Source organism: Reyranella sp., from assembly GCF_965279625.1.
Lineage (GTDB): Bacteria > Pseudomonadota > Alphaproteobacteria > Reyranellales > Reyranellaceae > Reyranella.
In genome coordinates this window covers 5,021,026-5,037,030 of the sequence record NZ_OZ257251.1, presented here as the reverse complement: position 1 = coordinate 5,037,030, position 16,005 = coordinate 5,021,026, and the positions used below count along the sequence as shown (strand labels likewise).

The window sequence follows — 16,005 nt, the reverse complement described above, 5'->3', positions numbered from 1 at the left end:
CGCCTATGTCTCGTCCTTCGTCCCGAAATCCTCCGGCGCGGACTTCAACCCCCACGTCACAACCGGCGTGGCTCCCCGCGCGTTCCTCGACCGGCTTCTCGCAGAGCCGTTCCAGCCCTTCACCTTTTCGCCAGCCGGCGCGGCCGTTTACCAGCTGGGCCAATTCGGCACCGCGGCACGAAGACTCAATGCCTGGTAGGCATGCGAGGCGAGTATCGCCTTCTAAAGCGAGCCGCGACCCGCAGGGCCGTGGCGCGCGCGAAAGTCCGGAAAGCGGCGGTCGCCGATACAGGCGCCCTCGTGGAGCGTCCTTTCCTGCTTGAGCCGGCGCGCCCGTTGTGAGCAGGTCACGGCGCGCGACGTCGACTCCGACGCCGGCCACCACGGGACAATCAATGCGTATTTTTGGAACAGGCTTCCGCGTCGCCGCGGTGGCCGTCGCTCTGTCGGCCGGCCTGACGGTCACCGCCACGATAACCGCGGCCGCCGACGATTTCATGGCCCAGTGCAAGATCGGCACACCCGTTCCGGAAGCCGACAAGATCTGCAAGTGCATGTCGGACAAGATCACCGGAGCGGACCGCGCCGACGTGATCGGGGCGATGACCACGACCAACGCCGTGATGGCCAAAGGCGGCACCCCCGCTTCGCCCGAAATGACGCCCAAGGTCATGAAGGGCCTCGAGACCGCGATGACCGTCCAGGCGCAATGCATGTAGCCGACGCGACGGCAAGACGCAGCCCGCCCCGGGCGCGAGCCAGTCGTCTGGAGAGCGCGCGTCTGCGCGCCACGCGATGCCAGCCCTCGAAGTACGCTTTATTTCACTGACTTCCGATTTTCTCAGTCGAAGCCGACGTACCTCACGAACTCCTCGGCGGGCGTGCGCTCGGAGCGGACGGCGTTGGCGGGGAACGAGTCGTCGGGATAGCCGAGGGCCACGCAGGTCATGATCGCCTCGTCCTCGGGGATGTTCGCGACCTCGCGCACGATGTCGGAGCGGGCGATGCCCTGGCCGTTCACCACGGCGCCGATGCCGCGGTCCCAGGCCGCCAGCACGATGCCGTAGCACAGTGCGCCGAGATCGAAATGGCAGGTGGCGCCGGGATCGAGCACGCGGTCGTAGGTCAACACCAGCGAGACCGGCGCGTCGAACTGACGGAAGCCGCGCAGCACCCAGTCCTGGCGCATCGCCTTGTCGTCGCGCGCGATGCCCATGGCGGCGAACAGCTGCTTGGCGACGCCGACCTGGCGCTCGCGATGCGCTCCCTCGTAGGGGCCATGGGTGAAGATGTCCCTCTTCGAGGGTTTGCCCGCCACCATCTCCTCCATGTTGCGGCAGCGCACCTCGTCGAGCGGCCCACCGGCCAGGACGTGAACGTGCCAGGGCTGGCTGTTCATCGATGAGGGCGCGCGCTTGGCGTCCTCGATGATCTCGGCGATCACCATCTTCGGGATCGCCTTGTCCTTGAAACCGCGGGTGCTGCGGCGGCTGTGCACCAGTTCCTGAAAATCCATTTGCTCCTACGCTCCCTGTCGCGGGCGGAGGATAGCAGCCGTTGCTCACCGGGAAACCGCGAGCGCGGCGCCGGTTCCGTAAGGCGGTCGCCCGCCACCGCACACGCTCAACGCCGACGCGACACCGCGGCGCCGGATTCGTACCAGCCCTTGCTGGCGTTCACGATCTTCACCACCGACAGCATGACCGGTACTTCGATGAGGACGCCGACCACGGTGGCCAGTGCCGCGCCCGAGGAAAAGCCGAACAGGCTGATGGCGGCCGCCACGGCGAGTTCGAAGAAGTTGCTGGCGCCGATCAGCGCCGAGGGGGCGGCGATGCGATGGTCCTCGCCGACCGCGCGATTGAGGAGATAGGCGAGGCCAGAGTTGAAGTAGACCTGGATCAGGATCGGCACGGCCAGAAGCGCGATGATCAGCGGCTGCGCGATGATCTGCTCGCCCTGGAAGCCGAACAGCATGACCAGCGTCGCCAGCAGCGCGACCAGCGATGCGGGCTGCAGACGCGCCAGCAGCCTGTCGAGCCCCGCCTGGCCGCCCTTCGCCAGGCTCGCACGGCGCACGAGCTGGGCCAGCACCACCGGCACCAGGATGTAGAGCACGACCGACAGCAGCAGCGTCTGCCACGGCACGATGATGGCCGAGAGCCCGAGCAGCAGCCCCACGATCGGCGCGAAGGCCACGAGCATAATGGTGTCGTTCAGCGCCACCTGGGTCAGCGTGAAGTCGGGCTCGCCGTCCGACAGGTTGCTCCACACGAACACCATCGCGGTGCAGGGCGCGGCGGCCAGCAGAATGAGACCGGCGATGTAGCTCTCGATCTGGTCGGCCGGCAGCCAAGGCCTGAACAGATGGCCGACGAACAGCCAGCCCAGCAGAGCCATCGAGAAGGGCTTCACCGCCCAGTTGATGAACAGCGTCACGCCGATGCCGCGCCAGTGCCGGCGCACCTCGGCGATGGCGGCGAAGTCGACCTTGATCAGCATCGGGATGATCATCAGCCAGATCAGCGCCGCGACCGGCAGGTTGACGTGCGCCACCTCCGCCCGGCCGACGGCGTGGAAGAGCGTGGGAAAGAACTGCCCCAGCGCGATGCCAACGACGATGCACAGGGCGACCCACAGGGTCAGGTAGCGCTCGAATAGGGACATCTGGGCCGCCTCCGGATCGATCTGCCGAGGATCGCCATCGACTCATGACGGCCAACCGAGTAATACGTATGTCACATTATTGGATTATTCGAGAACTATGGAATCGTCAGACGCCGCTGCCGGATTCAGTGCCCTTTCGCAGGAAACCCGCCTCAACCTGATGCGGCTCCTGGCGACCCGGGGCGCTTCCGGCATGGCGGCCGGCGAACTCGCCAGCGCCCTGGGGCAGGTGCCCTCGACGCTGTCGTTCCATCTGGCCGCTCTCGAACAATCCGGCCTCGTCCAGTCCACCCGGCAGGGGCGCAGCATCATCTATGCGGTCCGCTTCGCCGGTTTGCGCGCGCTCTTCAGCTTCCTGACGGAGACGTGTTGTGGCGGGCGACCGGAGCTCTGTGGCGACCTGGCGCGACTCCTCCCCGAGGATCAACCCGAGGTTCACATGACCCCCGCCTTCAACGTCCTCTTCCTGTGCACGCACAATTCCGCCCGATCGCTCATGGCCGAGGCGATCCTCGAGCAGGTGGGCAAGGGCCGGTTCAACGCCTACTCCGCCGGCTCCGAACCGGCGGGACAGCCGATGCCGGAGGTGCTGGCCAAGCTTGGCGCCCTCGGTCACGAGGTCGAGGGCTTGCGCTGCAAGTCGTGGGACGAGTTCACTGGACCGAACGCCCCGCGCATGGATTTCGTCATCACGCTGTGCGACGTGCTGCAGGGCCAACAGTGCCCGGATTTCGGCGAGCGGCCCGTCACGGGCGCATGGCCACTGCCCGATCCCGCCAAGTTCATGGGATCGGAGGTCGAGCGTGCCACGATGATCAACGAGCTCTACGGCATGATCCGCCGGCGCCTCGAGATCTTCGTCAATCTTCCCTATGCCTCGCTCGACCGGATGGCACTCAAGAAGCGCCTCGACGAGATCGGCGACTCTGCGAGAGCACCGGCGTGAGCCGGCGGAGCGGACGATGAAGGTCGGAATCAACGGCATGGGGCGCATGGGACGCCTCGCGCTGCGCGCCGCCTTCGGCGGCATACAGCGCCCGCTGGACGATCCCCGGCGCGACAACCGCCTCGAGGTCATCCACGTCAACGAGATCAAGGGCGGTGCGGCCGCCACCGCGCATCTCCTCGAGTTCGACAGCATGCATGGCCGCTGGCACACATCCTTCGAACTGGACGGCGAGCGCGGCCTGGCGGTCGGCGGCACCTATCTGGGCTTCAGCGCCGCCGCCTCGCCCGGAGACGTGGCCTGGGGCGACCTTGGCTGTGAGATGGTGCTCGAATGCACCGGCAAGTTCCTGAAGCCGGAGCAGCTGCAGGCCTACTTCGATCGCGGCGTGAAGAAGGTCATCGTGGCGGCGCCGGTCAAGGACGAACGCGCGCTGAACCTCGTGCTGGGCGTCAACGACCATCTCTACGAGCCCGCCCGTCATCACCTGCTGACAGCTGCCTCCTGCACCACCAATTGCCTCGCGCCCGTGGTCAAGGTCGTGCACGAATCGATCGGCATCCGGCATGGCCAGATCACGACCATCCATGCGCCGACCAACACCAACGTCGTCGTCGATGCGCCGCACAAGGATTTTCGCCGCGCTCGCTCGGCGATGCTGTCGCTGCAACCGACGACGACCGGCAGCGCCACGGCGATCACGGTCATCTATCCCGAACTCAAGGGCAAGCTGAACGGCCACGCCGTCCGCGCGCCGGTCCTGAATGCCAGCCTCACCGACTGCGTGTTCGAACTGAAGCGCGGCACCACCGAAACCGAGGTCAACGAGCTGTTCCAGATCGCGGCCAAAGGGTCGCTGGCCGGCATCCTGGGCTACGAAACGCGGCCCCTGGTGTCGGCGGACTATTGCAACGACACGCGCAGCTCGATCGTGGACGCGCCGAGCACCATGGTGACCGACGGCACGCTGCTCAAGGTCTATGCCTGGTACGACAACGAGGTCGGCTATGTCTGCCGCATGGTGGATCTGGCGAAAATGGTGATCGAAGCAGGCGCCTGATGGGGACGAAGGCGCGCGACTATCTAATCGTCACGGCATCGTACTGGGGCTTCACCCTGGTCGACGGCGCGCTGCGCATGCTCGTGCTGCTGCACTTCTTCAGGCTCGGCTACTCGCCGTTCACGCTCGCCTTCCTGTTCCTGCTCTACGAGTTCGCCGGCATCGTGGCCAATCTCGCCGGCGGCTGGCTGGCCACGCGCTTCGGCATCCCGCGCATGCTGATGACCGGCCAGCTGCTGCAGATCGCGAGCCTGCTCATGCTCTCCGCGCTCGATCCCGCGTGGACGGCCCTCGTCTCCATCGCCTGGGTCGTTGCGGCGCAAGGCATCGCGGGGCTGGCCAAGGACTTCACCAAGACGGCGTCGAAGTCGGCCATCAAGGCGACCGCGGGAGACGGTGCGGGCCGTCTGTTCAAGTGGGTGGCGTGGTTCACCGGGTCGAAGAACGCGATGAAGGGCATCGGCTTCTTCGTGGGTGGCTTGCTGCTGGAGGCGGCCGGCTTTCGCGCCGCGCTCTGGCTGATGGCGGGGCTGCTGTTCGTCGTCCTCCTTGCCGGACTGCTGCTGTTGCCGCGCGAACTCGGCAAGGCCAAGGCATCGAAGACCATGCGCGAACTGTTCGCCAAGTCGACGGGCGTCAATCTTCTCGCCGCGGCGCGCGTCTTCATGTTCGGGGCGCGCGACGTCTGGTTCGTCGTCGGCCTGCCGGTGTTCCTCTACGCCTCGGGCTGGCGGTTCGTGGAGGTGGGCGCGTTCCTCGCCGCCTGGACGATCGCCTATGGCGGGCTGCAGGCGGTGGCGCCCGCGCTGGTGCCGCGCAGCGTCGACGGGCTCAGCCGTGAAGTGTCGGGCGCGCGCGTCTGGGCGGGCCTCCTGCTTGCCGTGCCGCTGGCAATCGCCCTCGCCCTGAACAGTCCGCTCGACCTGCGCCCCGATCTCGTCGTCGTGGTGGGACTGGCGATCTTCGCCCTGCCCTTCGCCGTCAACTCCTCGCTGCACTCGTACCTGATCCTGGCCTATGCGGGGTCGGAGAAGGCGGCCGAGGACGTCGGCTTCTATTATGCCGCCAACGCCTGCGGCCGCCTCGCCGGCACGCTTCTCTCCGGGCTGTTCTACCAGTGGGGCGGGATCGGCTTCTGCCTCGGCGGCTCGGCGGCGATGCTCCTCGCCTGCTGGGCCGTTACCTTCCTGCTGCCCGGCGCGACCGGCAAGGTCCATGCGTCCGCGAGCTGAGTGTATTTCTATCATTCCAGAAATATAGTTGACTCTTCGGCCGCGGAACCTACCTTGTCGTTATGAAGCTCGACGATGCCGCCGCCCGCCTGGAAGCGCTGGGCAATCCGACCCGCTTGAAGATTTATCGGGCCCTGGTGCGCGCCGGCGCCGAAGGCATGCCGGTCGGCCGTCTGCAGGCCAAGCTCGACGTCGCGGCCTCGACCCTGTCCCACCACATCAAGTCGCTGATGATCGTCGGCCTCGTCACCCAGGTGCGGGAAGGCGCGACCTTGGTCTGCCATGCCAACTATGAACTGATGCACGATCTCCTCGCCTTCCTGGCCGAGGAATGCTGCGCCGACGGCGTCCGCCCGGCCACAGGGAAGACATGCGTCGCCTAGATGACGATTTTGTTGCGCCTGGTCTTTCCAATATTCTAGAAGGATAGGAGACTAATATGCCCGATTCGATCACCCCTACGAAAAAGACGGTCGCCGTGATCGGCGCCGGTCCCGTGGGCCTCGCCGCGGCGGCGCATCTGCTGGAACGCGGGCTGGAGCCCGTCGTCATCGAGGCCGGTCCCACGGTCGGACACGCGGTCCGCCAGTGGAGCCACGTGCAGACCTTCTCGCCCTGGGAATACAACATCGACAAGGCCGCCGACCGCCTGCTGACCGCCGCCGGATGGAACAGGCCGGCGCCCGATCATTATCCGACCGGTGCCGAGCTGGTGGCGCAGTATCTCGAACCGCTGGCCACGCGCACGCCGCTCGCCGATCGCATCCGCACCAGCAATCGCGTGACCGCCATCGGCCGCGCTGGCTTCGACAAGGTGAAGACCAAGGGCCGCGAATCGGCGCCGTTCGAGATCCGCACCGAGAATGGCAAGAGCCCCGGCCGACTGACGGCGGACGCCGTCATCGATGCCAGCGGCACCTGGTTCTCGCCCAATCCCGCCGGCGCGAACGGGCTGCGGGCGATCGGCGAGACGGAGGCGCAGGACCGCATCGCCTACGGCATGCCCGACGTACTGCGCCGCGACCGCGCCCGCTATGCCGACCGCAGCGTTGCGGTCCTCGGCGGCGGCCATTCGGCCGTCGGCACGCTGATCGACCTCGCCCGCCTCAAGGACGAAAACCCGGCAACGGAGATCGTCTGGCTGCTGCGCTCGACCGATCCGGCCAGGTCCTTCGGCGGCGGCGCGGCCGACCAGCTCGCGGTGCGCGGGGCGCTGGGTTCCGCCTTCGCCGCGCTGGTCGCCAGCGGAAAGATCCGCAGCGAGACCGGCTTCGCGGTCGGCCATATCGGGCGCGATGGCGACCGGCTGCGCGTGGCGGCGGGCTCGGCCTGCTGCGGCCGTGCCGTGATCGTCGACGAGCTCGTGGTGTCGACCGGCTTCCGGCCCGAGCTCGATTTCCTGCGCGAGCTGCGACTCTCGCTCGACCCCGCCCTGGAATGCCCGCCGATCCTGGCGCCGCTGATCGATCCCAATGAACATAGCTGCGGCTCCGTTCGTCCCCATGGCGCGCGTGAGCTGGCGCAGCCCGAGGCGGGCTTCTACTTCGCCGGCATGAAGTCCTACGGACGGGCGCCCACCTTCCTGATGATGACGGGCTACGAGCAGGTCCGCTCGATCGCCGCGGAGCTGGCGGGAGACCATGACGCGGCCCGCAAGGTCGAGCTGGTGCTGCCGGAAACCGGTGTCTGCAACGGCCCGGCCGCGTCGGCCGGACCTGCGGCGGCGTCGGGATGCTGTGCGCCGGCCAAGCCAGCGCCCGCCGCCACCGGCTGTTGCGCCGGCCCCAAAGCCGCGTGATGGATCGTCGCAAGCTTTCGTCGATTATCGTCCTGGGAACGGCGCAGACGCTGGCCTGGGGCTCGACCTACTATCTGCCGGCCGTGCTGGCGGACGAGATGGCGCGCGACATCGGCATCACGACCAACTTGTTCTTCGGCACCTTCTCCGCGGCACTGATCATCTCCGCGATGATCGGGCCGAAGGTGGGACGGATGATCGACCGGGCCGGCGGCAACGGGGTGCTGTCGGCGTCGAGCCTGCTGTTCGCCGCGGCGCTGGTGCTGCTGTCGCAGGCGCAGTCGTTCCTGCCCTTCGCCGTCGCCTGGACTCTCCTGGGCATCGGCATGGGGCTCGGCCTGTACGACGCCGCGTTCGGCGCGCTGGGACGGCTCTACGGCAAGGATGCGCGCGGTGCGATCACCGGCATCACCCTGCTGGCAGGCTTTGCCAGCACCGTCGCCTGGCCGCTCACCGCCTGGGGCGCCGCCGAGATCGGCTGGCGCGAGACCTGCCTGCTGTGGGCCGCCGCGCATGTCGTGATCGGCCTTCCCTGCAATTTCCTGCTGCTGCCGCGCCCGACCGATCTCGCCGCCACCCTCAAGGCGGTCGACGAGCCGGTGCAATTCGACCGCACGATGGTCCTGCTGGCCATCGCCTTCTCGGGCGCATGGATCGTCTCGTCGGGGATGGCGGCGCACTTCCCACGCATCATGGAAGCGGCCGGCGCCACGCCCACTCAAGCCATCGCGGCCGGCGCGCTGATCGGCCCTGCCCAGGTCGCGGCACGCCTACTCGAAGCCGGGCCGCTGCGACACCTCCATCCGCTGACCTCGGGCCGTCTCGCCACCACGACGCATCCGCTGGGCAGCGCGATCCTGCTCAGCCTGGGCGGCGGTATCGCGGCCAGCGTCTTCGCGGTGCTGCACGGTATGGGCAACGGCGTCATCACCATCGCCCGCGGCACGGTGCCCCTCGCGCTCTATGGGCCCAAGAGCTACGGCTACCGGCTGGGGCTGCTGGGCGCCCCATCGCGCTTCCTGTCGGCCGGGGCACCCTTCGGCTTCGCCCTCTTGATCGACCGGCTGGGGGCCGGAGTCCTCATCATCTCCTCCGCCCTCTGCCTCACGGCGTTCGCGGCACTCTGGATGATCCCGGTACCGCAACCGACGGCCAGCCATGCAGACTGAAGTTCCGACCCGGACGACGAGCGGCGCGCGCCTGGTCGCGATCGTCTGCGCGGCCCAGATCTTCGTGCAGATCGGTGCCGGCTTCTGGCCCGCGCTGCTGCCGCAGATGATGCAGCGCTGGAGCCTGTCGAACAGCGAGGCGGGCTGGATCACGGCGATCTTTTTCGGCGCCTACATGGTGGCGGTGCCGGTGCTGGTCACTCTCACCGACCGGATCGACGGCAAGAAGGTCTATCTGTTCGGCGTCGCCTGCACGGTCGCGGGCCACCTGATGTTCGGCCTGTTCGCCGACGGCTTCTGGTCGGCCTTCTTTACGCGCGCGCTCGCGGGCATCGGCTGGGCGGGGACCTACATGACGGGCCTCAAGCTGCTGGCCGACCAGGTCGATTCCAAGCTGATGTCGCGCGCCGTCACCGGGCATGCCGCCAGCATCGGCATCTCCGGTGCGGTCTCCTACCTGTTGGGCGACGTGCTGGCCGACCAGATCGGCTGGCGCTGGACCTTCGCCTTCGCCGCCCTCACCGCCGCGACCGCCTGGACGATGGTGGCGCTGTCGGTGCCGGCGAAGACCCCGGCGCCGCGCGCCAAGGCACAGGGGGCGCTGTTCGACTTCCGCCCCGTGGTCCGCAACAGGTCGGCCTTCGCCTATTCGGTCGTCTACTGTGTCCATACCCTCGAGATGAGTGCGCTGCGCGGTTGGGGCGTCGCCTTCCTGGCCTTCGTCGCAGGCAGCACCGGCGTCACCGAGGGCACGCTGTCGCCCGCCCTGGTGGTGACCGTGATGGCGCTGCTCGGGACCTTCGCCAGCGTTCTGGGCAATGAAGCCTCGATCCGCTTCGGCCGCCGCCGCCTCGTCGCCACGGCGATGATCCTGTCGATCGGCTTCGCCGCGATCCTGGGCTTCGCGGGATCGACCGGCTACTGGCTGGCGGTGTTCCTGGTGATCGCCTACGGCGTCGTCGTCTGGCTCGATTCCTCGTCAGTCACGGCGGGCGCGGCCGGCAATGCCGAGCCTGCGCGGCGCGGCGCTACCCTGGCGGTGCATTCGACCCTGGGCTATGCGGGCGGCTTCGTCGGTCCCCTCGTCGTCGGCTGGACGCTCGACCTCGCCGGCGGCATGTCGCCGATGGCCTGGGGCCTTGCCTTCCTCGCTGTCGCCGTCCTCATGCTGGTGGCCCTCGCCGCGTTCCTCATCATGAGACCCGCCAACCTCGCGGGCGAGCACGGGCGGTAGTCTGTTTCGCGGCGAAGAGACCGCGGCGTTGACTCCGCGCCCTACCTCTAGGTAGCGTCGCCCCGAACGCTGCAACCGGGGGCGGCGCTTGGGGGCGTATATGAATCGGCGATCCTTCTTCGCGCTTGGGGGCGCGTGCATGCTGTGCGGGTGTGCCGGGGCGGTGCATCAGCTGCCGCAGGTCAGCGACAATCATCTCAGCCTGGCGCAGAGCGAGGTGCAGGGTGCGGGCGGCCCGCCGGCGCGCCGCGCGCTGACCGACGAACAGGCCGGAGAGATCATGCGCTCGGCATTGGACCGAATCCGCCCGACGGCCGAACAGACATGCCGCGAGATGAATGTGGGCGTGTGCAACTGGCAGATAACCGCAACGGCGAACCGCTCGATGAACGCGGGTGCAGGCGCCAACGGATCGATCTTCATTAACCGCGGCGTCGTCGAGTACGCATCCAACGAGGAGGAAGTCTGCCTCGTCTTTGCCCACGAGATGGGCCATCAGGCCGCGAACCACCTCGCCACGAACAAGCGCAACACGACGACCGGCGCGCTGATCGGCGCCATCCTCCTGGGGGCCGCCGGCGCTGCCGCGTCCTACAGAAGCCCCTATGTCGGCCAGATCACGCGATCGGCGATGGATACCGGAGCCCAGGTCGGCGGCGCGATCGGCCGCATCTCCTACTCCAAGGAGCAGGAGCGCGAGGCCGACTATCTAGCGGCGGTGATCCTCTATCGCTCGAACGTCGACCTCGACCAGGCACGCGGCCTGCTGGTGACCATGGCACGCGCGTCGGGACGCCGCGACACTGGCATGCTCGACACCCATCCGGCCGGCCCCGAACGCCTCGCGGCGTGGGACCGCGCCGTCGCCGAGATCCGCGCCGCCAAGGGCGCGCTCCCGGCGCGGGCGTAGACCCCGCTCAGTATCGGTAGGTCGCGGCCAGGCCGGTCGGCAGCGATACCCGCTCGGCGGGAACCACCAGCACGGTTCCGCCCATCTTCGTAACCAGCTCGCCGAGATCGTCGAGCATGTCGTCGACATCGGGAGCATCCAGCTTGGCCTTCTCGATGCGCCCGGTCTCGACGTCGAGACGGCCGGCGATCTCGCGGCCGGCCTCGACCATCAGGGTCGCGACGCGACCGGCAACAGCAGCCTCGGCGACTTCGGCGATCTCGTCGCTGCCGGTGCCCCGCGCCTTCGCCTGCTCGAACTCTCCGTGAAGTGTCTCAAGCCGCGCCTGATACTGCGGCTCGACGACCTCCCAGGCGAGCTCGCGCAGCTTGTCCGCCGACAGCGACTCCGGATTGATTTTGATGCCCCCGGCGACCAGGAAGGGGTTCTGGCTGACCTCGTGGAAGCGATGGTGATGCTCCGGCAGCGCCGCCAGGATGAGCGGCAGGCCCGAGGGCCGCGAGTAGTGCTCGAGCACCGCGCGGTCGACGGCCCGGAAGTAGCGGTCCGCCTCGTTGTCCGCCTCGGTCCCTTTGCCGCCCAGCCCATGCCGCAGGGGAAGCCCCGCCCCGCCGGCGGCGCCCTCGGGCGACTCTTCGCCCGTCGTCTTGTCGATCGTGCCGGGGACCGCCTTCGTCATATCGACCTCGTCGAGCGAACGCCGGTTGCCCTCGAACAGCCGGATGCCGTGCAGGCTGAGGCTGAGCACATGGTAGCGATCAGCTGTCTGAAGGAAGCGTCGCAAGGGCTTCGTGTGGAAGCTGTCGGCCACGACGACCAGTTCGTCGACAGGCTGCGAAAACCTCAGCGCCCGGAAGTAGCCCGGCGCGCCTAGCACGGCCAATCCCTCCAGCGCGTGATTCCAGAACTCGCCGTCCTGCGCCAGCGCGTGGAACGGCTCTAGGAGCTGCTTGGCCTCGGCCGCCGGATATTTCTGATGCAGGGAGGCTTCCAGCTCCTTCACGAGATTGCGGAAGCGGATCGGGTCTTCCTGGTTCTCGGGATGGCGCCGGTGGGTCGGTTGATACAGCGAGAGGCACGGGCCGTTCGCGATCGCTGAGACTTCCTTGAGCACGTCGCCGGTGAGCGAAGTGATCTCCTGTCCGGTGGATGTCATTGTTTTCATGCTTTCTCCCTCCTCGAACGAGGGGCAGCGGTGCAGCTCGAGGGCCGCAGCGTAACGGCGGGAAAGGCGGTGCCACATACGAGCCACGACACGGGTCTCGTTACACCTTGGTTCCTGAACGCGATGCGATGCACGGGGTTCCGACACGACGACGCCGACGCTTTTGCGGCGTCCCGTGCGGAGCAATCGCCAGCGGTCAGCGTTTGATGCCGATGCGCGCCTTTCTGTCTGTGACACGCCTCGTTTCCATCTGGGAGAGCCTGCGGGGCAGCTTCTGGTTCCTGCCGAGCTTGATGGCGGCAGGCGCCGTGCTGCTTTCCTTCGGGGCGGTCAAACTGGACGCCGCGATGGAGGCGGACGCCTACGGACGCTTCGAGTTCATCTATCTATTCGGGCCGGAGGGCGCCCGCGCCATCCTGTCGGCGGTAGCGACGTCGATGATCACGGTCGCGGGCCTCACCTTCTCGATCACCATGCTGACGCTGCAGCTCGCCTCTTCGCAGTTCGGGCCGCGGCTGCTGCGCAACTTCATGCGCGACCGCGGCAATCAGCTGGTGCTCGGCACCTTCATCAGTACCTTCGTCTACTGCCTGCTCGTACTGCGCACCGTCAAAGGCGTTGAGGGGGCGAGCTTCGTGCCGCATCTGGCCGTGGCGATCGGCGTCGTGCTCGCCGTCGCCAGCCTCGCCGTGCTGATCTATTTCATTCACCACACCGCCAGCTCGATCCGCCTCGAGACGCTGCTGGCATCGCTCGCGGATGAGACCGCCGCCACGATCGACCGCCTGTTCCCGGAGAAGATCGGCCATGGAGAGCCGGAGACGGAAGCCGAGCCTCCGGATTTCGACCAGGGGCTGGTCATCCATCCAAAGACGAGCGGATACGTTCAGTCCGTGGACAGCGCCGCGATGCTGCGCCTTGCAAGCCACGACGACCTGATCGTCAACGTCGTGGCACGGCCCGGCACCTTCGTGACCGAGCGTGATCCGCTGCTGCGGGTCATCGCGACGAAGGCTCCCGAAGAAGAGAAGCGCGACGCCCTGCGCGCCACCCTCATCGTCGGGATCGAACGCACGCCCTATCAGGATCTGGATTTCTCAATCCGGCGGATCGTCGAGATCACGCAGCGCGCGCTCTCCTCCGGCATCAACGACCCGACGACCGCGCTCTACTGCATCGACCGGCTCCGTGAGGCCTTGGTGCGCCTGGCTGATCGGCCGATTCCCTCGGGGTGCCGCCATGACGCTGACGGCCGGCTGCGCGTGGTCGCGGCGCCCGTCTCGTTCGAGGCGGTGGCCGCCGGCGCGTTTTCCTCCGTGGCGCACTATGCAGGCACAGACCCGGACGTGCTGGAGGCGCTCGCTTCCGCGCTCGCCGCAGTGTCCGCCGCCGCGGGGGACAAGGACCACGCAAAGCTCCTGGCGCTACGTCGCTCTCTCCGCGCGCGTCTGTCGTCTGCCAATAGGTAACAGGCCGGAATCCCTCGCAACCTTTGCGTCGCCCTCGCTTTGCATACCGACTGAAATGCAGGGTAAGGGCGATGACGGATCAGCCGGAACACACCGATTACGACGGCAGCGCCGGCGGCTGGGGGTCGCTGCGGGGCATCGTGGAGACGATCGGCCGCGAGATGTCGTCCGTGGGCGCGCTCGACACGCTGCGCCAGCAGAACAAGACCGGCGGCTTCATGTGTACGAGCTGTGCCTGGGGCAAGCCAAAACATCCGCACGCCTTCGAATTCTGCGAGAACGGCGCGAAGGCGACATTGTGGGAACTGACCACCCATCGCTGCACGCCCGACTTCTTCGCCAGCCATACCGTGAGCGAGCTGCGGAGCTGGACCGACCACGACCTCGAACAGCAGGGCCGCCTCACCCATCCGCTGCGCTACGACGCCACGAGCGACCGCTATGTGCCCTGCACCTGGCAGGACGCGTTCACGGCGATCGGCACGGCGCTGAAGGCGAGCGATCCCAAGAAGACGGTGTTTTACGCCTCCGGCCGGGCCTCGCTGGAGACCTCATATCTGTACGCCCTGTTCGCCCGGCTGTACGGGCACAACAATCTGCCCGACAGCTCGAACATGTGCCACGAGACGACGTCGGTGGCCCTCAACGAGTTGATCGGCTCGCCGGTCGGCACCTGCGTGCTCGACGATTTCGAGAAGTGCGACGCCATGTTCTTCTTCGGCCAGAACACCGGCACGAACAGCCCGCGCTTTCTGCATCCGCTGCAGAAGGCGGTCGAGCGTGGCTGCAAGGTCGTGACCTTCAATCCGATCCGCGAGAAGGGCCTCACCTCCTTCGTCAATCCGCAGCGTCCGCTGCAGATGCTGACGGGCCAGGAGACTCCGATCAGCTGCCAGTATCTCCAGCCGCGCGCCGGTGGCGACATCGCCGCGATCATGGGGCTCTGCAAGTTCGTCCTGGCCGAAGACGAACGCCAGGGCGGAACGGTGATCGACCATGCCTTCATCGCCCAGCACTGCACCGGCTTCGAGGCCTTCCACGCCAAGGCGGATGCGACCTCCTGGGAACGGATCGAACAGGAATCGGGCCTCAGCCGCGCCGACATCGAGGGAGCCGGCCGCGTCTATGTCGAGGCGGAGCGCGTGATCGGCGTCTACGGCATGGGCCTCACCCAGCATGTCCACGGCTTCGAGAACATCGCCATGCTGGTGAACCTGCTCCTGATGCGGGGGCATATCGGCCGCGAGGGCGCGGGCATCTGCCCGGTGCGCGGCCATTCGAATGTCCAGGGCCAACGCACGGTGGGCATTGCCGAGAAGCCCGAACTGGTGCCGCTCGACAAGCTCGCGGCAATGTTCGACTTCGATCCGCCGCGCACCGAAGGCATGAACACCGTCGCCGTCTGCGAGGGACTCCTTGCCGGCGAGGTGCAGGCCTTCATCGGGCTGGGCGGCAACTTCCTGCGCGCCATTCCCGACCAGACGCGCATCGAGCCGGCCTGGGAGCGGATGGATCTCACCGTTCAGATCGCCACCAAGCTGAACCGCAGCCATCTCTTCAGCGGCCGTGTCGCCTACCTGCTGCCCTGCCTTGGCCGCAGCGAGGAGGACATGCAGGCGAGCGGTCCGCAGACGGTGACGATCGAGGACAGTTTCAGCCACATCCACGGCTCGCTCGGCCATCGCGCGCCGGCCAGCGAGCATCTCCTGTCCGAGACCGCGATCGTCGCCGGCATCGCCAAGGAAACGCTGGCGCCCAATTCCCGGGTCCGCTGGGACGACTGGACGGCCAACTACGCGCTGGTGCGCGACCTGATCGCCGAGACCTATCCCGAGCAGTTCTTCGACATGAACGAGCGCATGTTCGAGCCGGGCGGCTTCTATCGCGGCAACCCGGCGCGAGAGCGGGAATGGAAGACCGAGAGTGGTCGCGCGCAGTTCACCGCGCCCGCGATGCTGGCGGCCACCGACGTCGAGGACGCGCCCGGCCGCTATCGCCTGATCACGCTGCGCTCGAACGACCAGTTCAACACGACAATCTATGGCTACAGCGACCGGCTGCGCGGCATCGAGGGCACGCGCGACGTCGTGTTGATGAATGCCGCTGACATCGAACGCGCGGGCCTCGTCGCGAGCCAGCGCGTGTCCCTCGTGGGCGACGCCGATGACGGGCATGTCCGACGCATCAACGGGCTCGAGGTCATCCCGTTCGACCTGCCGGACGGCACCATCGCGGGCTACTATCCCGAACTCAACCCGCTGATCGCCCTGCAGCACCACGATCGCAAGTCGAAGACCCCCGCGGTCAAGGCCGTGCCGGTTCGCATCGAGGCCGCCTGAGCGGACCGGACTCCAG

Annotated in this window: 14 protein-coding genes; 11 read left to right on the top strand and 3 right to left on the bottom strand. The window is 67.5% G+C overall.

What is annotated here, in order from left to right:
* Nucleotides 1-395: 395 nt before the first annotated feature.
* Nucleotides 396-719, top strand: a complete 324-nt coding sequence (locus tag ACQY78_RS24465) for a hypothetical protein (protein WP_428679927.1) — start codon at nucleotides 396-398, stop codon at nucleotides 717-719.
* A 122-nt stretch (nucleotides 720-841) separates the two neighbouring features.
* Here the strand turns inward: ACQY78_RS24465 and ACQY78_RS24460 are convergent, their stop codons facing one another.
* Nucleotides 842-1,516, bottom strand: coding sequence for a nitroreductase (locus ACQY78_RS24460; protein ID WP_428679924.1), 675 nt, complete (start codon nucleotides 1,514-1,516; stop codon nucleotides 842-844).
* A gap of 107 nt (nucleotides 1,517-1,623) precedes the next feature.
* Nucleotides 1,624-2,667 (bottom strand): ACR3 family arsenite efflux transporter, encoded by a 1,044-nt coding sequence (arsB, locus tag ACQY78_RS24455; RefSeq protein WP_428679921.1) that lies wholly within the window; start codon nucleotides 2,665-2,667, stop codon nucleotides 1,624-1,626.
* A gap of 97 nt (nucleotides 2,668-2,764) precedes the next feature.
* On the opposite strand from arsB, the gene ACQY78_RS24450 reads away from it, so the two are divergent.
* The 8 genes from ACQY78_RS24450 (at nucleotide 2,765) to ACQY78_RS24415 (ending at nucleotide 11,016) form a co-directional block, all read left to right on the top strand.
* On the top strand, nucleotides 2,765-3,613 hold the full coding sequence (locus tag ACQY78_RS24450; protein ID WP_428679918.1) for a metalloregulator ArsR/SmtB family transcription factor: 849 nt from the start codon (nucleotides 2,765-2,767) through the stop codon (nucleotides 3,611-3,613).
* A 16-nt stretch (nucleotides 3,614-3,629) separates the two neighbouring features.
* Complete coding sequence (locus ACQY78_RS24445; protein ID WP_428679915.1) at nucleotides 3,630-4,673, top strand: ArsJ-associated glyceraldehyde-3-phosphate dehydrogenase; 1,044 nt, start codon at nucleotides 3,630-3,632, stop codon at nucleotides 4,671-4,673.
* Nucleotides 4,673-5,905, top strand: coding sequence for an organoarsenical effux MFS transporter ArsJ (arsJ, locus tag ACQY78_RS24440; protein WP_428679912.1), 1,233 nt, complete (start codon nucleotides 4,673-4,675; stop codon nucleotides 5,903-5,905). Before ACQY78_RS24445 ends, arsJ begins: the two co-directional genes overlap by 1 nt.
* Nucleotides 5,906-5,967: 62 nt before the next feature.
* Entirely contained in the window at nucleotides 5,968-6,288 is a 321-nt protein-coding gene (locus ACQY78_RS24435; protein ID WP_428679909.1) for an ArsR/SmtB family transcription factor, read from the top strand.
* A gap of 56 nt (nucleotides 6,289-6,344) precedes the next feature.
* Nucleotides 6,345-7,703 carry an FAD-dependent oxidoreductase gene (locus tag ACQY78_RS24430; protein ID WP_428679906.1) on the top strand — a complete coding sequence of 453 codons (1,359 nt, stop codon included), beginning with the start codon at nucleotides 6,345-6,347 and terminating at the stop codon, nucleotides 7,701-7,703.
* The gene (locus ACQY78_RS24425; RefSeq protein ID WP_428679903.1) at nucleotides 7,703-8,872 is read left to right on the top strand and encodes an MFS transporter; all 1,170 of its coding nucleotides are present in this window, start codon (nucleotides 7,703-7,705) and stop codon (nucleotides 8,870-8,872) included. Before ACQY78_RS24430 ends, ACQY78_RS24425 begins: the two co-directional genes overlap by 1 nt.
* On the top strand, nucleotides 8,862-10,106 hold the full coding sequence (locus ACQY78_RS24420) for an MFS transporter (protein WP_428679900.1): 1,245 nt from the start codon (nucleotides 8,862-8,864) through the stop codon (nucleotides 10,104-10,106). Before ACQY78_RS24425 ends, ACQY78_RS24420 begins: the two co-directional genes overlap by 11 nt.
* A gap of 163 nt (nucleotides 10,107-10,269) precedes the next feature.
* Nucleotides 10,270-11,016, top strand: a complete 747-nt coding sequence (locus ACQY78_RS24415) for a M48 family metalloprotease (protein WP_428679897.1) — start codon at nucleotides 10,270-10,272, stop codon at nucleotides 11,014-11,016.
* 7 nt (nucleotides 11,017-11,023) lie between these two features.
* On the opposite strand, the gene ACQY78_RS24410 is transcribed toward ACQY78_RS24415, so the two are convergent.
* Entirely contained in the window at nucleotides 11,024-12,181 is a 1,158-nt protein-coding gene (locus ACQY78_RS24410; RefSeq protein ID WP_428679894.1) for a hypothetical protein, read from the bottom strand.
* Nucleotides 12,182-12,387: 206 nt separating this feature from the next.
* On the opposite strand from ACQY78_RS24410, the gene ACQY78_RS24405 reads away from it, so the two are divergent.
* On the top strand, nucleotides 12,388-13,650 hold the full coding sequence (locus tag ACQY78_RS24405; RefSeq protein ID WP_428679892.1) for a DUF2254 domain-containing protein: 1,263 nt from the start codon (nucleotides 12,388-12,390) through the stop codon (nucleotides 13,648-13,650).
* Nucleotides 13,651-13,721: 71 nt separating this feature from the next.
* Entirely contained in the window at nucleotides 13,722-15,989 is a 2,268-nt protein-coding gene (locus ACQY78_RS24400) for an FdhF/YdeP family oxidoreductase (RefSeq protein ID WP_428679889.1), read from the top strand.
* Nucleotides 15,990-16,005: the final 16 nt, after the last annotated feature.